This window comes from Vibrio cyclitrophicus, assembly GCF_024347435.1.
Lineage (GTDB): Bacteria > Pseudomonadota > Gammaproteobacteria > Enterobacterales > Vibrionaceae > Vibrio > Vibrio cyclitrophicus.
In genome coordinates, this window is record NZ_AP025481.1 from 891,028 (window position 1) to 914,286 (window position 23,259).

A 23,259-nucleotide genomic window follows, 5' to 3' on the forward strand; every position below is an offset into this window, starting at 1 on the left:
TAATGATTACTTTACATCACCTAAACAAATCACGTTCGAAGCGTATCATCTGGTTATTGGAAGAGCTTGGTGTTGATTACCAAATCAAACCATACCAACGAGACAGTGTCACGTTTCTAGCACCACCAGAATTGAAGTCAGTTCATCCGTTGGGTAAATCTCCAGTCATTGAAGACGATGGCGTCGTGATCACTGAATCTGGCGCTATCACCGAATACCTAATCGACAAATACGGCCAGGGTAAGTTCGCACCAATACGCGGTACAGCAGAATACGTAGAATACTCGCAGTGGCTTCACTTCGCTGAAAGCTCAGGCATTTTACCAATGTTACTTAAGATCTTTGTGATGAAAGACGGCGCCGAGACCAACTTCCTAAGCGGTTACGCAGATGCTGAAAGCCAAAAAATCCTAACCTATGTGAATAATGCACTGGAAGGTAAAACCTACCTAGTTGCAGAAACACTCACTGGTGCTGATTTCATGATGTCGTTCATCGTTGAAATCGTAGGGAACTTTGGAGCAACGGCGCTCTACCCGAATATCGCTAAATACGGTGAGCTTTTAACTAGCCACCCAGCTTACCAAAAAGCAGAACAAGTGGAGTTAGAACACTCGAACTGATCGAGTTTAACTCATTGTATGCCTCCTTAGGGTAAACACAAAAACTAATGAAGCCAAAGCCGATTTATCTTCGGCTTTGGCTTCTCATTTGTCTTCATTTCGACCACAATATCGAACTCTAACTGAACAGCCATAGAGTTTGATCTTAATGTCAGCAAACCTCACTCAATACACACCTCTGCACCTAGTAAATTCGAATGTAGATTTAGCGCTACCGACTCGCTTTACGTTTCCGTATTACTATACCCCGCACCCTACGTGTGAATTAGCTATGCTGCAGCTTCAACAGTCGCTTACGGACTGTGGTGTCAATGAAACCTCGCAAGGTAATCTCTACGCAGTGCTGCTTGTTCAGAATCCAACCACGCAAGAGTTGGGCTACCTTTCTGCGTTTTCAGGCTTGCAGTTAGATCCGGCTTTGATCTATCAGTTAAACAACATTAACTTTGTTCCACCAGCCTTCGATTCAGAAAAGTTTCAATCTCAAAATAGTGCAAACCTCGCTCTGCAGTTGCAACTAGAGAATGACATTAAGAAGCTACAACAGTCGCACAACCTGGACACATTATTGGTAGAGCTTGAAGAGTTAAAAGTCGAATCAGCACAAGCTATCGAGTCCTTTCAGTTAGCCATGGCCGCAAATAAAGCTCAGCGCAACGAACTCAGAGAGCAAGCCAATCACGAAAAGGCATTAGGGAATCAAGAGTTAGCATCGAACCTACTCAAGCAATTAGGTAACCAAAGTAGCCAAGAAAAGCGAGACTTAAAAGGACTTCGTATAGAATGGAAACAGAAGATTGCAGAACGACAATCGCAAGTTGATGCGATAGAAAGTGAACTGAAAAATCGTAAGCAAGGTTACCAAGTCATCTCGGCACAATTGGAAACTCAACGTTTATCGCACTATCACTTTATCAATCAAGCCAAGCAATCCAAGAGCTTGCTAGAATTATTAGACGGTAAAGATGCTCTTGAGGGCTCGGGAGATTGTTGTCTACCTAAGTTGCTCAACTTTGCGTTTGAATGCGGTCTAAAACCTTTGGCGTTGTCTGAGTTTTGGTGGGGGCAACCACCAAAATCTCAAATTCGCCAACACGGTAATCTATACCCTGTTTGCCAAAGCAAAAGCTTCGAGATTCTAGACCATCAACTTATCGGTATTGAATTGGAAGATAACCCTTTGATCGTTAACCCTGCAATCGGCAAATCTTTCGATATTGTTTATGAAGACAAAGAGATCGTGGTGGTAAATAAACCTGACGAATTTCTCTCGGTTCCTGGCAAGTTTATCGAAGACTCAATTTATACACGCATCAAGGCGCGTTACCCAAATGCGACAGGCCCTTTGATCATCCATAGACTGGACATGTCGACCTCTGGCTTATTAATTTTGGCGCTTACAGCCGAATCCAATAAACACATCCAGAAGCAATTTATCGATAGAACCGTAGTGAAACGATACACAGCTCTTTTAGAGGGTGAAATAGACGGTAAATCTGGCGATATCAGCCTGCCGTTGCGTGGTGACATTACAGACAGACCAAGACAGCTGGTTTGCCATAAGCATGGCCGAAATGCAGAAACCTATTGGGAAGCGGTCAGTAGCAACAATGGTAAAACTAAGGTTCACCTATACCCCAAGACAGGGCGTACCCATCAGCTTCGGGTGCATTGTGCTCATCCATTAGGCCTTGGTTTACCGATTCGCGGTGATGACTTATACGGATACAAACGCGAGCGCTTACACTTACACGCTGGCTACCTAAAGTTGATTCACCCAACAACCGGAGAATGGATGGAGTTTGAAGTACCGTCAGAATTCTAGATGACCAATTGTTACTCTTACCCTTTGTGCCGTTAAAACAATTCAGGGTTCTACATCTGCTTAAGATATAAAACCCTGAAATTTGATTTTTTAATGTGCTTATCGCAGCTTAGTAACGTGCTTGCACGGCTAACTTTAACACTGTAGGCGTCTAGCCCATCACATCTGTGCGTTGCTCCACACATTCGTATGAGCCCATTTCGAATTCGCGACAGATCCAAGGCCTATTTTCGTAAATAGTGCACATCAGAGTTTCTCTATCTACTGCAGAACACCAGCCATCGTCTAATCTCAGCATGGTTTCACCGCCCCATTCGTCATAAGCAATATGCTCTTCAGGAACGCCCGTATCTGTGATAATCATAACCTCTAAGCGACAACAGCATGCCTGACAATTGGCACATGTGACTTCGGGTTCAGTTACGTTCTTTATCTCTATGGTCATAAGTGACTACATTGCTAAATTTTGCGTATAGTAATCGAAACCGACCGCCACGGCTAATAAAGATAGCGAAGACGGTGCTTTCATCGGTGTGTAAACAACAATGGGCCCTGTGATTCACTCACAACACCCAAAACATTTCAGCTTTCATCACGAACGGATTGCCATTTGTTCTACCTAGAACAAACCCGCAAAAAACAGCTTAATGTAATCCATAATTCGCTTGAAGATACCGCCTTGTTCAACCGCTTCAAGTGCGATCAACGGTTGAGTTTGCACATCTTCACCATCAACGGTGTAATGAACTACACCCAAGGTTTGGCCTTTTGTAATTGGAGCTTTCAGTTCAGAGTTGAGCTCGATAGATGCAGTCAGTTTTTTACTGTCTGACTTAGGCAAAGTAATAAATGTATCTTCTGCAACACCTAGCTTCAATGTGTCTTGCTCACCAAACCACACTTTCTCTTCAGCAACTTGATCGCCACCTTTATGCGGATTTAGCGTGTCGAAGAAACGAAAGCCATAGCTCAATAACTGTTTGCTGTCTGACTCACGACTCTTAACACTTGATGCGCCCATCACGACAGCGATCAGTCTCATCTCACCTTGCGTAGCAGAACTTGCTAAACTATAGCCAGCACCAGACGTATAGCCCGTTTTCATGCCATCAACAGTTAAGCTTCTATCACGAAGCAAACCATTCCGGTTATGCTGTGTAATGCCGTTATAACTGAACGAGCGCTCGCTATATAAGCCATACACATCTGGCAGATCCCGTATAATAGCGCGGCCTAAAAGCGCGATATCGTAAGGCGTTGAGTAAAGATCGTCTGCGTCTAAACCATGTGCATTAGCAAAGTGGGTATTTTCTAGCTTTAAAGACGTAGCCCAAGAGTTCATTAGATCAACAAAAGCGTCTTGTGAACCTGCTACATGTTCTGCGATTGCAACACTAGCATCGTTGCCCGATTGAATAATCAAACCACGGTATAAGTCCATCATTGCGACATCGGTGTTCACTTCAATGAACATTTTTGAAGAGTCCGGGAAGTTCTTCGCCCACGCGTTTTCGCTGATTCGTACTTGATCGTCAGCAGAGATGTTACCTCGTTTCATCTCTTGTCCAGCCACATAACTGGTCATCAGTTTGGTCAAGCTCGCTGGATTTAACTTAGTGTGCGCATTTTTTTCTACCAGCACATCACCAGAATTAAAATCAATTAACACATACCCTTTTGCACCTAAACTAGGTGGGCTTGGTACTATAGAAGGTGCTGCCACAGCTGCATTACTAACCATCGCTGCGTTACTTACAATGAATATACTTAATAGAGGAAGAGAGTATTTGGAAAACAGTTTCATTGAATCAAACCTAAGTTAACGTTTTGACCAGTATAGACAAATGCTAGCAAAAGAAGCGCGAACTTTACGTTGCTTTACGCAAATGTACCTTTAGTTACAAATAAAAAAGTATAATCTGCGATCTGTCCATTTTTTAAACAAGTAATATTGACTCAGTGAATGTATTTAATGTTTAGTTTGAACGTTGTGGCATGTGTCTAAATAGCATCTCAATAAAGCCTGTTATACGCTGTTTACTTTCATTTAGCTCTAAGTCAGATTGAATTCCAGATTGAGCCAACGCCTGCCATTGTACAACTTCAGAGTTAGGGACGAAAAAGACAACATAGAGAGATCCTTTCTCTGCTAGTTTTCCATCGCCGTCATAAAATGGTACCCCCGTTGAGAGCTTAATAGCATTGAAAATAGAGTCGTCATTAAGTACTGACTCCTCAGCTAAACCAAAACCGACAACAACGTCGCCAACACCGCCATCTTGCCTCAACTGATAGCCTTTCGCTGCTAATTGATCTCGAATTACATCACGTACTAGGTCGGTAACCATCGTCTTGTCGTATTTCTTAGACAGGTAGACTTTCTCTGATTCAGGATGCCATGAGTACGTTACGACACCATGTTTCATGAAATCGAAGTCTCCACTCGTGACCACACCATAGCTATGAGTGGGTGGTATTTCTTGCGTTGTACAAGCTACAAGCCCAATTGTAATCAAAGCCAACAATGCTGCTTTCTTTATGCCCTTTATTGCACAAATAGATCGTTTTATCATTCGTGGCTTCCTTACCTATATAAGAGTAAATATCAATTCAAGCTCCAACATAAACAGTAATTATATTAAGAGATAGTGCATTAAACGTTTGCGTAATCGCTAACCTTCACTTCTGCCAGTTTTGGGGGTTTAATCACAAAAAAGGACTTGGTATAGTCTACCCCGTTAAACATAACCAGACCATTCGAGGCACGGAGCTTCCTCAATCATCTCATGAAGAGAAGAATTGGTACCGACAAAGTATCGGCAAATTTAAGAGGGTCAAACAATGGAATTCAATATGGTTGAAATTTTAGGTTACGCTGCGTCTATTATGGTCGCAATTTCATTAACAATGAAAGACATCGTTCGTCTGCGTGTCCTTAACTTTATTGGCTGTACTCTCTTTACAGCATACGGCGTTATGATTGATGCATGGCCGGTTGTTGCAACCAATGGCTTCATCGCTTGTGTAAACATCTACTTCCTTGCAAAAATGCAAAAGGAAAAAAAAACGGAAGCGATGAAAGCAGCGAAAGCTTAGATTAGCGACTAACACTTTCAAGTAATTCTGAAAAAGCCCAAACCGTTCTTCTCGTACTAAAAAAGGCAGAAGCACAGTTTGGGCTTTTTTATGTCTTTCGTTCTCTAAAGCTTCATGAATACGCGATGCGGTATTCGTTTTCTCGATATACCTGACAATTATTACGACCGCTCTCCTTCGCTTGATAAAGTGCTTGGTCGGCTTTATCTATCGTACCTTCGATATGAAATAGCACTTGAGCATAACAACACCCGGCACTGATCGTCACTGGCGACACCAAGCCTTGGGTTTGCTCTACGCTATGTCTAATTGCTTCAGACAGTTCATATAACTGACGCTCATCGCAGTCAAAGGTCACCAAAATAAACTCTTCGCCGCCATATCGAGCAATCAGGCGTTCATTATTTACAAAATACTTTAAGGTTTGGGCAACTGCGCAGATCACTTTATCGCCTTCTGCATGCCCATATTGGTCATTAACCAACTTAAAATAGTCAATATCCAACAGGATAACCCCGACACCTTGCAAAGGGTAAGGCGAACAATCTGTTATTTTTAGCTTTACCTGTTCAATAAAGCTGCCCCGGCTGTGAATTCCTGTCAGGTAGTCAAGGCTCGCGACATTTAAGATCTGTAAATGGCGATGGCGTAAATAAAGCACTAAAACCGCGATAATACTGAGCAAACTGACCACAAGTGCCATTAAGCTGACAAGCAGTAACCTATGATTTTTGTTTAGCTCTTGCTCCAGGACACCAGCTGAAATAACCCAATTCAAATACGGGTAAAACTTATAGAAAATATTCTTACTGGTTGTACCGTTGTCTCTAGATATTGAGTAACTGAAATGCCCCTCTGGATTAATCATTACTTTATCAATAAGCAACTCTGAAGAGTAATTGATTAACGCCTTTAACTGCTCATGCTCAAAGCTAGGTTGGAGAACTAATTCACCCTCTAAATCAACAATATAAACGTAACCACTATCACCGTAAGAGTATTTTCTTAGCTTGTCTTTTAGCGCTTCAAGATCAACCAAATACATCAACTCATCTTTATAAGTCGTTGCAACTAAGACATTACCTCCAGGTAGCCTAACGGAGTATGCCACTTTCGCGCGTGGGTTTACCTCGTGTGGATTGGCGTGGTAATACTGTGACATTCCTGACTCTACGCTCAGTTGCTGTCGAATATGCGTTAAATGTGCACGACTTTTACCTTCAAGGAATGGATGGTATAGGTGGATACCTTGTGGTGACATCAAATAAATGTAACCCGACTCTCCGATGGTCAATTCATTAGCAATTTTTTTTACTTCTTGGACTTGTTGCTCAGGGCTGACAAGCAGCATGTGAGATGTCACCGTGTCGGTCACACCCGTTAGATAGGTCTTTATTGCTTCGTTAACTGTGGTGTCTACAATATCGTAACTCGCGTTCACAATTGTACGAAAGAAAAATTGGTTGGATTCTGATAGTGATTCGTTAGTTCGGTTAAATTGCAGAGCTGAAAGAATCAAAGAAACAACAGCCAGAACAATTGAAAAACTAAGAATGTATTTACGTCTGACTGTCAAAGATTACCCCATAATTTTCTAATTTTAGGTAACGTTACTAATTTCCATATAAGCAGACTGTTTTATATCATATTTGTCAGTTTTACTGAACGAACGTCGCTATTTTTAAGGCTTTCTATACGCAATCTGTGACTTATAGCAAAAACGCCGAACTGGATTCAGTGCGGCGTTTTAATTTTACTTTTAGAATAAGCTAATACATTGATAATTTGGGATAATACATTCATATCTATTATCAATTATTGCGTTCTTACCATTGTCTTACGAACAAACTTTAGTCCAACTGCCATCGCTACCCGGTTCAGAACTTGTCCACCAATTTGCTTGGTAAATACTACCGTTGTACACCACTTGGTCACCTGTATTTGCATGGCTTGAGTTACCCGCCCAATCGTTCTGAGGTAAATCAGGATAAACGACTATACCTGCCGTATCACAAGTACCAGGACTAGTGCCGCCATCACCAGGGTTGCCTCCACCAGAACTAATATCACCGAGTGGTAAGTCTGGTTGCTCAAAGCTAAAGGCATAATCGACTCCGTTCACACTCACAGCATAGTTAGCAGGGCCCGAGATTGGCAGGTAATACACCATATCTAGCTCATACACACCACCTGCAGGAAGTTCTTCCCAAGTCGGCAAAGTAAACGCTACTCGATGCATGGTTCCATCTAATCCACCAATGTTATCCGCACGAGTATGACCCGAAGCAATCACAGTTAAACCACCACCAGATTGATCTTTTGCATTGTCAGGCGCCGATACTGGAATATCGAATTGAAACTCGGTACCGCCAGGAAGTGCTTGCCCTGTGTTGTTTGTAAACGTGATCTTAGGATTGATTGGGTAGTTTTGGTCACCGACTTTGAAGCCACCAACTGAAACCGTAATATCTAACGCTTCTGTCGGGATAGCACCAGTCGCCACTTTGTTTCCGTATGGAGTCGCAGACTTAAACTTATCGTAGATAGCTTTCGTCATTGTATTACCCATGTGGAACTCACCGTTACCGCTGTTACACGCTTGTTCTGTCGTATCGATTGAAGTTCGGTTGCCACTCGCATCGAGTACATAACAGTTATAATCACCTGCTAGTTCCCAGAACATGATACCGCCGATCTCTTTGTCGATAACGTAGTCTGCTTTCACATCAATAGACTGTTTATCTTCCGTTGAAAGGAATACGCCCTTCTCTGCATTCCACAACCAAGGAGCAACCGCCACGCTGTCATAGTTACGCGTGTAAGTACCTGCTAAAACATCCGACGGATCATTTACAGGATCAAGCTTGTAAGCCTCAGCGTAAGAACCCCAAATACCTTTCTCTAGGTTCTTAGCGTGCCACATTGGGTTAGAGCCCGCGCCCATTTCGTTGCCTTTCGGATCGGTATCGTGCCACATGTTATCGATACCAATAGCGCCATGACCACAGTTGTTCTTCTCACCTTCACCGGTGCCTGCTGAACATTCAGCTTGGTTTGGTAGGGCAGCTCGACCCCAAAGACCATTTTCGCCACCTGTCACACCTTGCCAGCCACGAGTGTAATAAGGCACACCGATGTTAATACGACCTGCTGGCATAGAGCCACGGAAGTAATGGTAAGCCCAATCGGTGTTCAGGTAACCGATACCACCGTAAGCCGCAGTACCGTAAACGTTCCACTGTGCTAACTCTGAGTCTTTACCTGTATCAAACAACGCAGCGTTATGACCTACGTGATCGTTCCACGCACCGTGAAGGTCATAAGACATGATGTTTACGTAATCGAGGTATTTGGTTACATCGAATGTTTCCATACCGCGCAGTAGGTAACCAGAAGAAGGAGCCGCGATCGTTAACATGTAGTGATTGCCATCTTCAGCAGACGCCACATCAAGCTTCTCACGCAACACTTTCATCAACACTTGGTACGAAGCCCACAGGTATTGACGACGCGGCTCCATGAAGTCTTTGTCGTACGGATTACCGGCACCCGCCATAGAAGTTGGGTATTCGTAATCGATATCCAGACCATCGAACTGGTACTTACGCAGCATTTCAACCGCTGAAGTGGCGAATGTTTCGATACCTTGATGGTTAATAGAACTGTCGGCGTTGGTCGTCATTGTGTAGAAACCACCATCAGCCACTCGGCTACCGTCAGTGGCGAAGTGACCACCCGTTTCCGCCCAGCCACCGATTGAGATTAAAGTCTTAACATCGTGTTTTTTCTTAGCGGTCGCTAATGCACCGAAGTGGCCTTTGAAGCCTAAGTTAGGATCAACTTCAACGCCCGGCCACTCTTTACCAACCGCTGCGTTGTTCGGATCGTTCACATCACCCACGTTTACTTTGCCATCTGAGCCAATGCTCACGAAAGCGTAGTTAATGTGTGTGAGTTGTTCCCAAGGGATGTCATTTACTAGGTAAGCAGCTTGTGGGTCATCCCCTGCACGCCAGCTGGTGAAGTAACCAATGACACGACGTGGGTGATCCGCGCCCATTTTCTCACGGCCTTCATCATCGTAAATAGTACAGTAAGGAACATCGACACCTTGGGTTTGATATAAGCCATCAGGTCGACAAGTGCTCACCGTTGGTGTGCCATTCACCGTCAAAGAAGCCAGCGCTGAATCTGTCGTTGCGCCTTGATTGTCAGTCGCTTTTACGTAAACCGCTAAAGAACCCGCTTGAGTGGTTGTGTAATCAAGCGTGTAAGGGTTAGTTGCAGCTGTGCCAATAAGAGCGCCTGCCACATAGAAATCTACTTTGTCAACCGTGCCATCGCTGTCTGCTGCTGTTGCGGTAAGCGTTACTACACCACCAACATCGACCGAAGCTGCTGAAAGCGCAACCGAAACTGTCGGCGCTTCATTCCCTGGCTGTGCTGAATCAACAGATACAGAAACCGCGCTTGCAACACTCGCTGCGCCTTCATTGTCCGTTGCAACAACTGAAACTTGATGGTTGCCAGACGTTGCAGACCAAGCTGCTTCGAATGGTGCCGATGTCACAACCGCGACCGAAGCACCATCGACAAAGAATTCCACGGAAGCAACAGTGCCATCAGCATCGAGTGCTGTTGCGCTTAATACGACATTGTCGCCTTCAACAATTACATCTGATGCCGTTGGTGCTGTTAACGAAGCCGTTGGTGCTTCATTTGGTGTACCACCGCCTCCATCCCCGCTACACACATCTAGCTTTTTCCACTGTGCATAGTCACCTTCAAATTGGCTTGGGTTGTTGTTTTGATTCCAGTAATTTGCTGAGTACGCGCTGCCGTCATGTGAAACCTGATCACCACCGGTGTATACCGTGGCAGAGTCCCACGTTTCTAACGTTGAACAATCAACAGCCGCATAACTGTTGAACGCCATCAAGCATGACGCGGTGAGAGTACTGAGTGTAAAAACCGTCTTGGCCACTCTTCCTTGGTTTAGGTGCATGTTAGCTATCCCTTAAGTTGTTGTTTCAAGATGTTTAATTTAAATGGGGCTTTACTTACCACTTAAATCTCTTCGCAAAACAACTGTAGGTAACAACGTAAATTAAACACCTAAAATATTCTTTATTTATAAAATGACTCGCATTAATTTGCTGTATGCATGCAATGAATCGACACTTATTTTGCACCAACAACTAATATTAATTTATTTCGGAAAGCTAAAAATAACGTATCTAAAATCGGGAATGTGATCTGGATTCAAGACAAAACTCGCGTTAAAACTAGCCAAAAAGTAGAGATTTACAGTCGATTCAAGCTTCTTTTATGAATTCGCCCACTTTTTGGTAACAAATGTGTTAGTATCTGCGGCTTTTTTGACGAACCTCACATTACTATGCAAGTGTGAGAGAAATACATAGGCTTAAAAGAGCCAAATTTAGCGGAGAAATAATGTCCAACTTGACGCAAGTCGCCAACGAAAACATCAACGCAGAATCTACTTCTATCGATTTCAATAAAGCTCAATCTTTGGGTGAAAAACTGGAACTCGGAAACCCAGTCTTCTGGCTTAGTGGCAGTTTTTTAACCCTCTTTGTCGTACTCGCCTTCACCAACACCTCCGTGTTGTCCGAACTTGTTAACATCGGCTTCAACTACTCTACCAAGTGGTTCGGTGCTTTCTGGCAAGTCCTTCTACTTCTCAATTTCATTATCGGCTTAGTGCTAGCACTAGGACGTACAGGCCACGTTCGTTTAGGAACGCTTGCCTTGCCTGAAATGACCACTTTTAAATGGATGTCTATCGTCTTATGTACGCTGCTAGCCGGCGGTGGTGTGTTCTGGGCAGCCGCAGAGCCAATTGCTCACTTTGTTTCAGCACCGCCACTTTATGGCAATGCTGATCCTCAAGCGATGGCGTTCAACGCTCTATCACAATCTTTCATGCACTGGGGTTTCCTTGCATGGGCCATCTTAGGTGGCTTATCTTCTATCGTACTAATGCATCTGCATTACGATAAAGGCCTCCCTCTTAAGCCCCGTACTCTTCTTTACCCTGTCCTTGGCGACAAAGCGATTAACAGCTGGGTTGGTAACGTAGTCGACGCATGCAGCATTGTGGCTGTAGCCGCAGGTACTATCGGCCCTATTGGTTTCCTTGGCCTACAAATCAGTTACGCCCTGAGCGAACTGTTTGGCATTTCCGACAGCTTTGCAACTCAAAGTATCGTTATTATCTTTGCTATCGCAATGTACACGCTTTCTGCTTTGAGCGGCGTGAACAAAGGCATCCAACTGGTTAGCCGTTACAACATCATCTTATCAGTGTGCCTAATCGGCTACATTCTGCTAGTAGGCCCAACGAGCTTTATCATTGATGGCTATCTACAAGGTATGGGCGAAATGGTGGATAACTTCATCCCAATGGCACTGTACCGCCAAGATACAGCGTGGCTAGGTGGCTGGACGGTATTCTTCTGGGGTTGGTTCTTAGGCTATGGTCCGATGATGGCAATTTTCATTGCTCGTATCTCACGTGGCCGTACGATTCGCCAAATGATCGTTTCTATCAGCATCGTTGCACCGCTAGTAACGTGTTTTTGGTTCAGTATCGTTGGTGGTAGTGGTCTAGCGTTTGAATTAGAGAACCCAGGCGTAATTTCTAGCGCGTTCGAAGGCTTCAACCTTCCTGCTGTGCTACTGGCAATTACCGCTCAACTGCCGTTCCCTACTTTGATTGCGATTCTGTTCCTTATCCTGACGACCACGTTCATCGTGACAACAGGTGACTCGATGACTTACACCATCAGTGTGGTAATGACAGGCACTACAGAACCAAATGCAGCCGTACGTACCTTCTGGGGTATCATCATGGGTGCAGTAGCAATTGCGCTTATCTCAATGGGTTCTGGCGGTATCTCCGCTCTACAGTCGTTCATTGTGATCACAGCCGTTCCGGTATCGTTTATCTTACTGCCATGCTTATGGCACGCACCGAAGATCGCGAAACAGATGGCCAGAGATCAAGGTCTCGCTTAATGCCTAATCCGATTTAGTTTCGGGTAGCGTTTAAAACGAAAAAGTCACTCAAGTGATTCACCTGAGTGGCTTTGTTTTATCGGTTTGTTACTTGTATTAACGAATTCCGCTTATTGAAACTTTTCACCCGCAGCAGCCATGAACGACTTTTCAACCAATAGCTCAGGATTTGCGAGTTCTGCTTTTGCACATGCACGGCTTGGTGCACAACCTTCAGGGAACCATGAATTCCATACTTCATTAAATACATAAAAGTTAGTAAAATCAGTCAGATAAACAATCACTGACTGAATTACGTTACGCACAACATCACTTTCTTTCCATAATAATCGAGACGATAAAGGGACATGTATAAGCTACCTAGATAAATTCACTAATTATCATCATCACAGCGAAATTAAATTTTTACTTGTACGGTCATATTCAAGGATTTTATTAAATGGAGTATTTTTATGCATGTTCAAACCTATGATTTAAAACAGAGTAATTGGGGATATAACCTTGGCGTGATTGGTGTCGCATTGGTGTTAACTTGGATTGGTATCTACAAATTTACCCCAACCGAAGCTATGCTCATTGAACCCCTTATCGCTAATCACCCTGCGCTAAACTGGCTCTACAGCCTATTCTCAGTACAAGCGGTTTCAAATATGGTTGGTGGTGCAGAAATTATCGTGGCTGTTGGGTTAATCGTAGGATTCATTAACTCTAGAGTGGCCTTTTATTCTGGCATCGCAGCAGCGGCTATCTTTGCCGTAACACTGAGCTTCCTAATTACAACGCCAAATACTTGGAAAGTATCGGATGGCATCTTAGTTACTAATTTCTTCCTAGTGAAAGACATCCTGTTTTTAGCGATCGCTATTAGCGTAATCGAACGTAACAAATCTCAGAAGTAACCGTAAATCTATAAGTGGCCGTAACATTAAACCTTGAAATAAAAAGGCTCGAAGCTGGCTAGAAGGACACTGCCAGCTTCTAATGTATAAAGTTTTACTCTGTACTAGCATCGTGACTAAAGCCCTGTCTTGTCACCAAGCCCCATTTTTCGCCCTGATATTGATCTTCTACGTAGTTACCTGAGGTGTAGTCACTAATAACCCCTTTCCAAAACTTAACAGCATGCTCGTCTGGTTTATCTCCGATGATCTTTGTATTGATTCGCACAACAATTGATGTGAGCGCATCTTGTCTAAATTTATTATCTCTTTGATGATAGAACAAATAATAAATATCAAACATTCACTGAAGAAGATATAGCCTTACGATAATGATTGGCGTCTTGGTTTTGCCCTTTAAATACAACGTAATTCTCTACATGTGCAACTAAGTCAAAACCGGCCTTGGATAAAATTTTATTCGAACCGACATTACCTACTAGCGCATAGGCATCAACATATTTAAGGGAGGATTGCTCGGCCAAGTAGATAAGTAACTTCCTCACCGCGTTAGACGCAATACCTTTAGAACCAAATGCGTGCCCCACTCGATAACCTAGTTCTCCACTTTCAGCGTTCTGGTCGATATCACGAACGTTGATTCGCCCACATATAGTGCCATTAGCGTCTTTGACCAACATAGGAATCATCTCGCCATTATCGTATTCAGTTAGAAAGCTCATGACTTGCTCGGCAGCACCCGCATTGGAATAGAAACGGTCTTCCCGTGCTGGAACAAATTGCTCAAACCACTCTCTATTTTCGACTTCAAACTCCAATAAAGCACTGACATCGCTTGGGTGAAGTAAGTGTAAAAATACATCCATAATCAATACTCTATCGCTTATCTAACAAGCCATTTTAAACACTGATACTAAAATCACAATCGAACCTAAGAGATTATACCGTGAGAGTTCAGGTGAGTTGGAATGATGAGAGTTAATACTGAATCAAAGATTATAAGGATTAACTTATCAAAACAGTCCAACTAAAATAACCGAAAACAACACACCACCGAAAAAACTCGGTGCGTGAAATGACTGGACTTTAGCTTTCATACTCTCTCTAGCTATTTCTTCTTGGTAAGTCTTAACGGCAAGTTCTTTTACGTAATTATTTTGCATAATAAGCTCCTTTTAAATGGTTAAGAGAAGCTTAAGACTTGAAGTTAGGTTGAGGTAAAGCAAAAAATCAGATTAATTGAACACTTTTTTTGTTACTCGAGGATTACCTTGAACACATCGTTATTTACACCGCCAACATCCACTAACCCTCCCGGTTTCATAAGAAGCGTGGTATTCAATTGCCGTGTTGAACGTGGCTCTTTCGTTTCTCTAATCACTAACATATTAATCAAGAACTCAGAGTCTTGCTTTGATATTGAGCCTGAAAAAGTCACGCTTTCAACTCTATCTGCAAGTATAGAATTAAATGTTTTGTCTTCTAACACACCCGCGGAGATCGATTTATCGCCATAAAAAAGTGTGATGGTTGTTGGGTCAGGTGCCAACTCTTGCTTGGATGAACACCCCATAATAGCTAGGCACAACATTAAAATAACTCTAAATTGCATAAACTGAATTTCTTACGTTAAGCATCTGTTTTTCATATTAAAACACTTCAACTCTATAAACACCATATCTCTGGGATAAGCTTAGTTGTATTACTTCGAGTAACTTGTGTTAGAGGCTTAATGAAGGGGATATTTCTTGGAATGGGGCCACTAATCAGAGAATCGGCTCTGGTTCCTTGTTAGGAACTAGAGCCTGAATTTAAATGCTTTTATCGAAGGGGTTCAATTGATCTAAGCGAGGACGTCTTGTGGAGGTGTACCTTCACAGTTAGAAACGACTGCATCTATTTGCACTAAAGCATTCATAGGAATCTTTGAAACCCCTACCACTGTTCTTGCCGGTAAGTCAGCATTAAAGAACGTAGTGTAGATCTCGTCTACCACATCAATATCTGAAACATCTTTAAGCTGAATATTAATTTTCACCGTATCGTCCATCCTATGGTCAACACTTTCAATGATCGCCTTAATATTCTTAAGGCATTGTTCAACTTGATCTTTTATGCCACCTGAAACTATTTCATTGGTTTTCGGATCTAGTGGTAGTTGACCAGAAATATGATTGTAGTGAGAGAAAGCAACGGTGTGAGAATAAGGCATGAATGGCGCATCAACTGTATTATTAGCTTCAATAACCAGTAAGCAAGTGTCTTCTGGCAGTTGTGGCGGTGTGCCATCACCATGTGAAACGGATGTATCAATTTGAATTAAAGCGCCCATTGGTAATTCTGCTGCATTAACAACGGTACGAGCAGGAACATAGCTTGGGAAGAATTTAGCACAAACTTCATTTACCACTTCCGTATCTGCGATATTTTTTACGTATATAGTCGTTTTAACCACATCACTCATGACATGACCGATGCTTTCTAGAATCGCTTTAATGTTTGATAGACATTGTGACGTTTGCGCTTCGATACCACCATCAACCAACTCACCTGTATTTACATCGATAGGCAATTGAGCCGAAAGGTTGTTGTAGTGAGAAAAAGCCGCTGTCTGCGTCGATACAGCACTCTGAGGTGCATTATCTGTATTTCTTGATACCTTAACTAGTGCGCAAGGTGCTTGTGGTTTAGTGCCTTCACCGTTTGAAATCAAAGCATCCATTTGAACTAGTGCATCGCTGTTTTGCAGTGCAGTTACACCGACAACGGTACGTGTAGGCATGCTGTTGTTAAAGAAGCTTTTGTAAACTTCATCGATAGCATCGATATCAGAAATATTCTTAACGAAAACATTAACCTTCACTACATCATCCATAACATGGTCGATGCTTTCAACAATGGCTTTAATATTATTTAAGCATTGTGCTGCTTGGTCTTTAATATCACCAATCACAACTTCACCTGTTTTAGGGTCAACAGGTAATTGAGCTGAAAAGTTATTATAATGAGAAAAAGCGACCGTTTGTGTAGATACAGAATTTGTTGGTGCGTTTTCAGTATTTCTTGAAATTTTAATGATATCGCTACTCATAGGAATTATCCTTTAAATAATATAGGAATACGTATTTATAGTGAACAATCGTATTAGAAAGAATGATTAAAGTAGCGCCATGTTAAGTGAATTATTAGAGGGTAAACGTGATATCCATCAGACTCTCAGTTGACTATAAATCAGCAAGTTACAGAATAATTAGTCATCAAACGACTAATTATCCATGATAAGGGGCTTTATCGAGTGCTAGATTATCTTTATTTTCTAATCATTCAATAATCATGAATACAATCTCAGAAAGAACGAGGGATATTTTTCGCAATTTAGATTATATTTGATAAGTTGTTCACACTAATAGTCCTAAAATGCTCTTACCAGATTAATTATCGCGCTAACTATCTTATATACGTGCATAAACTCTTAGGCTAGTTAACTAATTATTTACAGGGCTACTGTTATGTAAATACATTAATAATATATTCGATAATCCAATACCAACAAGATGACAATATCCATAATTAGATACATTTACTCATATAATTAAACAAATGTGAGACTCAGGGGAAATACATGAGAAAAGTGGTTGTGAACCAAGTAGTAACGCTTTCTAGAAAGAAAAACTACACCGCTCTTGGCGTGGTATTGAAGTGACGCTTAAATTCACGGCTGAATTGGGATGGGCTCGAATAACCGACTCGACGTGCAGCATCGCTGATACGAAGGCCTTCTAGCTGAATCAGTTCTTTGGCTTTGTTGAGTCTTACCTTTTTCAAATATTGAAGTGGTGACTCAAAGGTGACATTACGAAAAGCATTATGGAAGGCAGACACACTCATGTTGGCTTCGTCGGCAAGCGATTGAACAGTGATGGTTTGGTCATACTCTTCATGCACTTTAGACAGCGCTTTAGCGACACGTGCGTAATGGCCGTCATGATGAGCTAAGTCAAACAGCACACGCCCTTCTGTACCGGTTAATGCGCGGTAGACAATTTCCGTCACCATGGCATCACCCAATATGTTGGCTTCGATGTCGCAATGCAGCATTTTGACCAACCGAGTAAAGCTCTCTAGCATCTGCTCTTCCATTGGCGTCGATTCTAAGCCACTCGAATTCTGTTTGTGCTTGTTGCAGTAGCTCTCTAGGAAGCCTTGGTCTTCGAGCTTTTTGACTAAGCTATGCAAGCGCTGAGAGTCGATACTGATCGACAAACCAAGCAATGGCTCACCATTAACAGGCAAGGCTTCGCACTCCAATGGCATTGGCACACCGACAACTAGATAGTCGCCCGCAGCATATGTGACAGGCCTGTCACCAATATAGATGTTCTTTTTACCTTGTCCGAGCATGATAATACCTGATTGGTAAGTGAAGGGTTGACGCAGATTCCCGACACTGCTCCTGTACAGCCATACACCGCCAATTTCAGTTTCTCTGATTCCTTCAAGATCATCCCAACCTTTGTGTTCTACATAAGACTGTAATAAATGCGCGAGTGTTTTCATAAGTGGCGACTTTCCATTCCAAGTGCTAAGAATATGTAAACTAGAGTAGATTAGAATATCAATTTTGTAGAAATAGGCAATTTATTTGGAGAATCAGCTCTTCATTACCCTGATTTACTGTACTAATATGCAAATATAGAAATTGAGCAATGAACCAAAATAATAAATTCAGCTTTACACAAGGAACTTAGAATGCAATTCACTTATGTTAATCCTACTGTTATCCACTTCGGTCAAGGCCAAATCAACGCTATCAGCCAAGCAGTTGATACATCAAAGAAAGTACTTGTCATCTACGGTGGCGGTTCAATCAAAAGCAACGGCGTTTACGATCAAGTAGTCGCTTCACTTAAAGATCACGCTTGGATTGAGTTCTCTGGCGTTGAAGCGAACCCAACAAAAGAAACATTAGACAAAGCAGTCAATCTTGCTAAAGAAGAAAACGTAGAGTTCATTATCGCTGTTGGTGGTGGTTCAGTAATCGACGGTTCTAAATACGTTGCTGCAGCGGCTAAATACGACGGCGACGGTTGGGACATCTTAGCGGGTAAACACCAGGTAACAGAAGCGACACCAATTGGCGCAGTACTTACACTTCCTGCGACAGGTTCTGAATCTAACATGGGTGCGGTAATCACTCGTAAAGAGACACAAGAAAAACTGGCCTTCATGAACCCTGCTGTTCAACCTAAGTTTGCGGTTATGGACCCAGATGTAATGAAGTCTCTTCCAGAACGCCAACTGATTAACGGTTTGGTTGATGCTTGGGTACACGTATGTGAGCAGTACATCACAATGCCAACAAACGCGATGGTTCAAGATGGTTACGCAGAAACACTGCTGAAAAACCTACTTGTGCTTGGCAAGCAATATGACGAGCGTGACAACGACGCATGGCGTGCAAACCTAATGTGGACAGCAAACCAAGCGCTCAATGGCTTAATTGGTACAGGTGTTCCTCAAGATTGGGCAACGCACATGATTGGTCATGAGTTCACAGCACTATGGCACGTCGACCACGCTCGCTCTCTTGCGATCGTTCAACCTTCATTACTTCGCAACCAAATCGAAGCGAAGCGCGGCAAGCTAGAGCAAATGGGTCGTAACGTATTTGGCCTAGAAGCAGGAGCTGATCTAGCAGAACGCACTATCGATGCAATCGAAGCGTTCTACCACAGCCTAGATGTACCAACTCAGTTCGATGGCTATGAAACAAATAAAACAGCAGCAGTCGATAAAGTTGTCGCTCAACTTGAATCTCACGGTTACCTAGAGCTGGGCGAGAACAAAGCGATCACGCCAGCAAAAACACGTGAAATCTTAGAGTCTGCAATTCAATAAGAATTGCTAAAACTATAAGAAAGATAGGGTAAACGATAAATCAAAGCTGATGCGGTCAGTGTGATAAATCACAAAACATGATTTATGCCGTCACACTGAACTAATTTCTTTATTATCTCGTACATCAAAAAACAGTGCTCAATTTGGGCGCTGTTTTTTTGTTTGCCCTACATGATGTTATTAAATTCTCATAAGCTCTTAATTTTATGTGCAATCACATTTCTATATTGTTAAGGTAAACCTGTCTCTTTACTAGGTATGAACAACGATTTGAACAATCTCAAGGAAATGGTTAAGTTTAAGTCACTTAACAAGTGGTATGGTGGTTTTCATGCCCTAAAGGATATCGATTTAAAGATTGAACAGGGAGAAATAGTGGTGATTTGCGGACCGTCTGGTTCGGGTAAATCAACCTTGATCCGCTGTATCAATCAGCTAGAACCCTTCGAGAGTGGCGAGCTTTCCGTGCTAGAACAAGCGCTCCCGTGTAAGTTCAACACTCCTGGCCAGGTTGGAATGGTGTTTCAGCACTTCCATTTATTCCCCCATCTTACTGTGCTTGAAAACCTGACTCTGTCTCCGATTCGTACGCTCAAGAAAAGCAAAGAAGCGGCAGAGAAAACGGCGATGCATTATCTCGAATGTGTACACATTGCAGAGCAAGCGAATAAGTACCCAGCTCAGCTTTCTGGTGGCCAACAACAACGTGTTGCGATTGCTCGCTCTCTTTGTATGAAGCCTGAACTTCTATTGTTTGATGAACCAACATCTGCGCTTGATCCGGAAATGATCAATGAAGTGCTTGATGTGATGGTTGAGCTTGCCAGTGAAGGGATTACCATGGTGTGTGTGACACATGAAATGGGCTTTGCAAAGCGTGTTGCCGACCGTGTCATATTTATGGATGAAGGACAAATCGTGGAATCCAATACACCACAATGCCTGTTCGAGAATCCTCAACACGAGCGTACTCAAGCGTTCCTAAATCAGATTCTGACTTACTGATGCTGCTTAAAATAGTGAAGCCTGCCCTATCTGCGTTAGTACAAATTGTTGTACTCGCGGCAGCTGTTATCTGGATCCTCGATTCTGGCGCACAAGCCATGGGATACAGCTGGCAGTGGGAACGCGTGCCCGACTACATTGCCTTTTATGAAGACGGCGAATGGTGGCCTGCAGAATTGATGGAGGGGCTACTCGTTACCATCAATATCTCTTTGATTTCTTTGGTCGCTACGCTAGTTATTGGTTTAACTACAGCTTTGCTACGAAATTCAAATTCCGTAGTTGGACGCACTTTAGCCACCAGTTATGTCGAGTTGATTCGCAATACCCCACTATTGGTACAAATTTATTTGCTCTATTTTGTGTTTGGCCCCGTATTAGGGCTGGATCGTTTTAGCACAGCCGTTTTAGCCTTAGCACTTTTCCAAGGTGCATATACCGCTGAGATATTTAGGGCTGGTCTGAACGGTATTGCAAAAGGACAATTTGAAGCCGCTCAATCTTTGGGCTTATCAAAGACCTATACTTATTGGGATGTGATTCTTCCTCAGGTAATTCAACGCACCTTGCCACCTTTGACAAATGAAGTCATATCTCTTATTAAAAATTCTTCGATTGTGAGTGTCATGGCAATTTTCGACCTAACAACCGAAGCCAGAAACATCGTTTCTGAAACCGCGATGCCATTTGAGATTTGGTTCTCTGTGGCGATCATCTATCTTGCTCTTACACTTTCACTTTCTGCCGTTGCAGCTTGGCTTGAGCATAAGCTCGGAGCTAACTGGCGAACACAATAAGGATTTATCAGCATGAAGCTATTTAAAACCGCAATTACAGCTCTACTTGCGCTTGCCGTAAGTTTGCCTGCACTTGCTTCTGAAACGCCAAACCTAGATAAAATCAACGAACGTGGCTCTCTACGTGTTGGTATGTCGACTTTTGTACCTTGGGCAATGCGTAACAAACAGGGCGACCTTGTTGGCTTTGAAATCGATGTGGCAAAACGCCTCGCTGAAGATTCAGGCTGGAAAGTTGAGTTCGTACCGACGGCGTGGGATGGGATTATTCCTTCTCTACTGTCGAACAAGTTTGACGTGATCATCGGTGGTTTATCGATCACTGAAGCACGCTCTAAGAGTGTGCTGTTTACTGAACCTTACTCTCATTCAGGTGTTCAATTAGCAGCAAACAAGGAACTAGCTGAAGGCTTTACACAGATCTCTGATTTCGATTCTCGTCGTGTGAAAATTGCAGCACGTCGCGGCGCATTCACGGTTCAAGTGGCTCGTGAAACTTTCCCGAAAGCGAAAGTACTTCAGTTCGATGACGATGCTCAAGCGTTCCAAGAAGTGCTAAACGGCAATGCACACGCGGTTATCGCATCTAGCCCGAAACCTGAGCACGAAACAATCAAAAACGCAGACACTCTATTCATCCCATTTGAAGAACGCCTATCAAAAGGTAATGAAGCATTTGCTGTGCGCCTAGGTGAAACAGACAAAACTGAGTTCTTCAACGCGTGGATCAAAGCACGTACTGAAGACGGTTGGTTGAAAGACCGTTACGAGTACTGGTTCTCTACTCTAGATTGGCAAGATCAGATTGCTCAAGGTCAGTAATCTGAAACTGAGCTCAGTTTTTAATATGAGCTAATCTGTCGAATCTAAATAAAGGCAGTGCGCTGTTTGCACTGCCTTCTCATCGAAAACTTAAGTAGCCTTTTTAAGTAGCTTTATTTGATTCGTTTTAGATCCAAGCAACAACCCAATAATAATTAATGTTTAAACAGGAATGACGTGAGTAGTACTAGCGCATTATCAACGCCCAAGCCCAACCTTCACACGAAGCCTAGGTATCAACGCCTCAATCTATTAGATGGAGTGTTGTTTGCCATCATTTGTGCGTTCGCAGGTTGGCTTTATTATCGTTCTTCTGTCGGTATCAACTATCAGTGGCGATGGGAAGACGCGTTCACATTAATTTTTATTCCACCTTCTCAAGGCAGTATTCCTTACTTCTTCCAAGGCTTGGTCGCAACATTGCGTTTGAGCTTGTGGAGCATGGTGTTAGCGCTCTCTTTCGGTACCCTGTTAGGGGTAACAAGACACTCTAAGATCGCTTTCTTCAAAACACCTGCGTTGATTTTCATTCAATTGGTTCGAAATATTCCGCCATTGGTATTTGTGTTTATCTTTTACTTCTTTGTCTCTAACCAGCTGATCCCTCTACTTGGTTTAGAAAGCATTTTACGTGAACACAATGGAGAAATTAACGCTGTTCAAGATTTCCTATTTGGGCCCGCAAACCTTTGGGAAAACTTAGCCTCTGGTGTTATCTGTATTGGCCTGCTCTCTTCAGCTTATATCGCTGAAGTGATTCGAGCTGGTTTAGAAAGCATTCCTAAAGGGCAATGGGAAGCGGCTGATTCACTCGGGTTGTCGGCATTCTCTAAATATCGATTTGTAGTTGGCCCTCAGGTATTAACGGCGATTACGCCACCTTTGGCAGGTCAGGCAATTTCGCTAGTGAAAGACACCTCAATTGTGTCACTGATTTCTATTCAAGAGATGACGTTTGTTGGCACCGAAATGGCGAACTCTTCCGGTTTGATCTTCGAGATCTGGCTGATTGTAGGCGCGGTTTACTTCGCACTATGTTTCACCCTTTCACGTATTTTCAAAGTCATCGAACAACGTTCGAGTGTTTACCTTAACCGTTAAAATTAATGTTTATTTTCGCGTGAATTCGAGCGTCAGATCGATGGCCAACATCAACACCTAATTGATAATATTCATCAACTTAACCTGATTGGTTTAACTCATTGACCAATCAGGATTAATTCGCTAAAAACTATCTATCGAAACACAGCAAA

At 42.8% G+C, this 23,259-nt stretch carries 21 protein-coding genes and 1 pseudogene; 10 read left to right on the plus strand and 12 right to left on the minus strand.

Annotation, left to right across the window (positions count from 1 at the left end):
• Window positions 1-2 precede the first annotated feature (2 nt).
• Both OCW38_RS18945 and OCW38_RS18950 read left to right on the plus strand, forming a co-directional pair.
• A complete protein-coding gene (locus tag OCW38_RS18945; protein ID WP_010430209.1) occupies window positions 3-623 on the plus strand; it encodes a glutathione S-transferase family protein in 621 nt (206 codons plus the stop codon).
• A gap of 148 nt (window positions 624-771) precedes the next feature.
• A complete protein-coding gene (locus tag OCW38_RS18950) occupies window positions 772-2,448 on the plus strand; it encodes an RluA family pseudouridine synthase (protein WP_010430211.1) in 1,677 nt (558 codons plus the stop codon).
• Window positions 2,449-2,599: 151 nt separating this feature from the next.
• Here the strand turns inward: OCW38_RS18950 and OCW38_RS18955 are convergent, their stop codons facing one another.
• From OCW38_RS18955 to OCW38_RS18965, 3 genes are all read right to left on the minus strand, one after another.
• On the minus strand, window positions 2,600-2,893 hold the full coding sequence (locus OCW38_RS18955) for a YkgJ family cysteine cluster protein (protein ID WP_017076090.1): 294 nt from the start codon (window positions 2,891-2,893) through the stop codon (window positions 2,600-2,602).
• 174 nt (window positions 2,894-3,067) lie between these two features.
• The gene (locus tag OCW38_RS18960) at window positions 3,068-4,252 is read right to left on the minus strand and encodes a D-alanyl-D-alanine carboxypeptidase family protein (protein ID WP_016785964.1); all 1,185 of its coding nucleotides are present in this window, start codon (window positions 4,250-4,252) and stop codon (window positions 3,068-3,070) included.
• A gap of 172 nt (window positions 4,253-4,424) precedes the next feature.
• Complete coding sequence (locus OCW38_RS18965; protein WP_010430224.1) at window positions 4,425-5,021, minus strand: DUF4136 domain-containing protein; 597 nt, start codon at window positions 5,019-5,021, stop codon at window positions 4,425-4,427.
• A gap of 268 nt (window positions 5,022-5,289) precedes the next feature.
• On the opposite strand from OCW38_RS18965, the gene OCW38_RS18970 reads away from it, so the two are divergent.
• Window positions 5,290-5,544 carry a YgjV family protein gene (locus OCW38_RS18970; RefSeq protein WP_010430226.1) on the plus strand — a complete coding sequence of 85 codons (255 nt, stop codon included), beginning with the start codon at window positions 5,290-5,292 and terminating at the stop codon, window positions 5,542-5,544.
• Window positions 5,545-5,656: 112 nt separating this feature from the next.
• Here OCW38_RS18970 and OCW38_RS18975 read toward each other — a convergent pair whose 3' ends face one another.
• Both OCW38_RS18975 and OCW38_RS18980 read right to left on the minus strand, forming a co-directional pair.
• Complete coding sequence (locus OCW38_RS18975) at window positions 5,657-7,120, minus strand: sensor domain-containing diguanylate cyclase (RefSeq protein ID WP_010430229.1); 1,464 nt, start codon at window positions 7,118-7,120, stop codon at window positions 5,657-5,659.
• A 261-nt stretch (window positions 7,121-7,381) separates the two neighbouring features.
• Window positions 7,382-10,549, minus strand: coding sequence for a chitinase C-terminal domain-containing protein (locus OCW38_RS18980; RefSeq protein ID WP_261895738.1), 3,168 nt, complete (start codon window positions 10,547-10,549; stop codon window positions 7,382-7,384).
• Between the two features lie 449 nt (window positions 10,550-10,998).
• On the opposite strand from OCW38_RS18980, the gene OCW38_RS18985 reads away from it, so the two are divergent.
• Window positions 10,999-12,585 carry a BCCT family transporter gene (locus OCW38_RS18985; RefSeq protein WP_016785965.1) on the plus strand — a complete coding sequence of 529 codons (1,587 nt, stop codon included), beginning with the start codon at window positions 10,999-11,001 and terminating at the stop codon, window positions 12,583-12,585.
• Between the two features lie 110 nt (window positions 12,586-12,695).
• On the opposite strand, the pseudogene OCW38_RS18990 reads toward OCW38_RS18985, so the two are convergent.
• Window positions 12,696-12,878: pseudogene (locus OCW38_RS18990) on the minus strand (Rid family hydrolase); the annotation flags it as partial.
• A 159-nt stretch (window positions 12,879-13,037) separates the two neighbouring features.
• On the opposite strand from OCW38_RS18990, the gene OCW38_RS18995 reads away from it, so the two are divergent.
• Window positions 13,038-13,484: a DUF417 family protein gene (locus OCW38_RS18995; RefSeq protein WP_010430252.1), complete on the plus strand. Its 447-nt coding sequence runs from the start codon at window positions 13,038-13,040 to the stop codon at window positions 13,482-13,484.
• 94 nt (window positions 13,485-13,578) lie between these two features.
• On the opposite strand, the gene OCW38_RS19000 is transcribed toward OCW38_RS18995, so the two are convergent.
• From OCW38_RS19000 to OCW38_RS19025, 6 genes are all read right to left on the minus strand, one after another.
• Window positions 13,579-13,827: a hypothetical protein gene (locus OCW38_RS19000; RefSeq protein WP_010430255.1), complete on the minus strand. Its 249-nt coding sequence runs from the start codon at window positions 13,825-13,827 to the stop codon at window positions 13,579-13,581.
• Window positions 13,820-14,350: a GNAT family N-acetyltransferase gene (locus OCW38_RS19005; protein ID WP_016768139.1), complete on the minus strand. Its 531-nt coding sequence runs from the start codon at window positions 14,348-14,350 to the stop codon at window positions 13,820-13,822. Before OCW38_RS19005 ends, OCW38_RS19000 begins: the two co-directional genes overlap by 8 nt.
• A 147-nt stretch (window positions 14,351-14,497) precedes the next feature.
• Window positions 14,498-14,647, minus strand: a complete 150-nt coding sequence (locus OCW38_RS19010) for a hypothetical protein (RefSeq protein ID WP_010430259.1) — start codon at window positions 14,645-14,647, stop codon at window positions 14,498-14,500.
• Between the two features lie 92 nt (window positions 14,648-14,739).
• Window positions 14,740-15,096, minus strand: coding sequence for a hypothetical protein (locus OCW38_RS19015; protein WP_010430262.1), 357 nt, complete (start codon window positions 15,094-15,096; stop codon window positions 14,740-14,742).
• A 231-nt stretch (window positions 15,097-15,327) separates the two neighbouring features.
• Window positions 15,328-16,575 carry a RidA family protein gene (locus OCW38_RS19020; protein WP_016768141.1) on the minus strand — a complete coding sequence of 416 codons (1,248 nt, stop codon included), beginning with the start codon at window positions 16,573-16,575 and terminating at the stop codon, window positions 15,328-15,330.
• 581 nt (window positions 16,576-17,156) lie between these two features.
• Window positions 17,157-18,041 carry an AraC family transcriptional regulator gene (locus tag OCW38_RS19025; RefSeq protein WP_010430267.1) on the minus strand — a complete coding sequence of 295 codons (885 nt, stop codon included), beginning with the start codon at window positions 18,039-18,041 and terminating at the stop codon, window positions 17,157-17,159.
• 192 nt (window positions 18,042-18,233) lie between these two features.
• Here OCW38_RS19025 and OCW38_RS19030 point away from each other — a divergent pair, with 192 nt between their 5' ends.
• The 5 genes from OCW38_RS19030 to OCW38_RS19050 all read left to right on the plus strand — a co-directional run bounded on the left by OCW38_RS19030 (window position 18,234) and on the right by OCW38_RS19050 (window position 23,107).
• The gene (locus OCW38_RS19030) at window positions 18,234-19,382 is read left to right on the plus strand and encodes an iron-containing alcohol dehydrogenase (protein ID WP_010430270.1); all 1,149 of its coding nucleotides are present in this window, start codon (window positions 18,234-18,236) and stop codon (window positions 19,380-19,382) included.
• A gap of 258 nt (window positions 19,383-19,640) precedes the next feature.
• Window positions 19,641-20,387 carry an amino acid ABC transporter ATP-binding protein gene (locus tag OCW38_RS19035; protein WP_016768142.1) on the plus strand — a complete coding sequence of 249 codons (747 nt, stop codon included), beginning with the start codon at window positions 19,641-19,643 and terminating at the stop codon, window positions 20,385-20,387.
• Window positions 20,387-21,184, plus strand: coding sequence for an amino acid ABC transporter permease (locus OCW38_RS19040; protein WP_010430277.1), 798 nt, complete (start codon window positions 20,387-20,389; stop codon window positions 21,182-21,184). Before OCW38_RS19035 ends, OCW38_RS19040 begins: the two co-directional genes overlap by 1 nt.
• 12 nt (window positions 21,185-21,196) lie before the next feature.
• Window positions 21,197-22,006, plus strand: a complete 810-nt coding sequence (locus tag OCW38_RS19045; RefSeq protein ID WP_010430279.1) for a transporter substrate-binding domain-containing protein — start codon at window positions 21,197-21,199, stop codon at window positions 22,004-22,006.
• A 177-nt stretch (window positions 22,007-22,183) separates the two neighbouring features.
• Complete coding sequence (locus OCW38_RS19050) at window positions 22,184-23,107, plus strand: amino acid ABC transporter permease (RefSeq protein ID WP_261895743.1); 924 nt, start codon at window positions 22,184-22,186, stop codon at window positions 23,105-23,107.
• Window positions 23,108-23,259: the final 152 nt, after the last annotated feature.

Bases quoted from the DNA above. Each gene is read 5' to 3' on its own strand.
- OCW38_RS18945 (WP_010430209.1), top strand. From the start codon at position 3: ATGATTACTTTACATCACCTAAACAAATCACGTTCGAAGCGTATCATC.
- OCW38_RS18950 (WP_010430211.1), top strand. From the start codon at position 772: ATGTCAGCAAACCTCACTCAATACACACCTCTGCACCTAGTAAATTCG.
- OCW38_RS18955 (WP_017076090.1), bottom strand. From the start codon at position 2,893: ATGACCATAGAGATAAAGAACGTAACTGAACCCGAAGTCACATGTGCC.
- OCW38_RS18960 (WP_016785964.1), bottom strand. From the start codon at position 4,252: ATGAAACTGTTTTCCAAATACTCTCTTCCTCTATTAAGTATATTCATT.
- OCW38_RS18965 (WP_010430224.1), bottom strand. From the start codon at position 5,021: ATGATAAAACGATCTATTTGTGCAATAAAGGGCATAAAGAAAGCAGCA.
- OCW38_RS18970 (WP_010430226.1), top strand. From the start codon at position 5,290: ATGGAATTCAATATGGTTGAAATTTTAGGTTACGCTGCGTCTATTATG.
- OCW38_RS18980 (WP_261895738.1), bottom strand. From the start codon at position 10,549: ATGCACCTAAACCAAGGAAGAGTGGCCAAGACGGTTTTTACACTCAGT.
- OCW38_RS18985 (WP_016785965.1), top strand. From the start codon at position 10,999: ATGTCCAACTTGACGCAAGTCGCCAACGAAAACATCAACGCAGAATCT.
- OCW38_RS18995 (WP_010430252.1), top strand. From the start codon at position 13,038: ATGCATGTTCAAACCTATGATTTAAAACAGAGTAATTGGGGATATAAC.
- OCW38_RS19000 (WP_010430255.1), bottom strand. From the start codon at position 13,827: ATGTTTGATATTTATTATTTGTTCTATCATCAAAGAGATAATAAATTT.
- OCW38_RS19005 (WP_016768139.1), bottom strand. From the start codon at position 14,350: ATGGATGTATTTTTACACTTACTTCACCCAAGCGATGTCAGTGCTTTA.
- OCW38_RS19010 (WP_010430259.1), bottom strand. From the start codon at position 14,647: ATGCAAAATAATTACGTAAAAGAACTTGCCGTTAAGACTTACCAAGAA.
- OCW38_RS19015 (WP_010430262.1), bottom strand. From the start codon at position 15,096: ATGCAATTTAGAGTTATTTTAATGTTGTGCCTAGCTATTATGGGGTGT.
- OCW38_RS19020 (WP_016768141.1), bottom strand. From the start codon at position 16,575: ATGAGTAGCGATATCATTAAAATTTCAAGAAATACTGAAAACGCACCA.
- OCW38_RS19025 (WP_010430267.1), bottom strand. From the start codon at position 18,041: ATGAAAACACTCGCGCATTTATTACAGTCTTATGTAGAACACAAAGGT.
- OCW38_RS19030 (WP_010430270.1), top strand. From the start codon at position 18,234: ATGCAATTCACTTATGTTAATCCTACTGTTATCCACTTCGGTCAAGGC.
- OCW38_RS19035 (WP_016768142.1), top strand. From the start codon at position 19,641: ATGAACAACGATTTGAACAATCTCAAGGAAATGGTTAAGTTTAAGTCA.
- OCW38_RS19040 (WP_010430277.1), top strand. From the start codon at position 20,387: ATGCTGCTTAAAATAGTGAAGCCTGCCCTATCTGCGTTAGTACAAATT.
- OCW38_RS19045 (WP_010430279.1), top strand. From the start codon at position 21,197: ATGAAGCTATTTAAAACCGCAATTACAGCTCTACTTGCGCTTGCCGTA.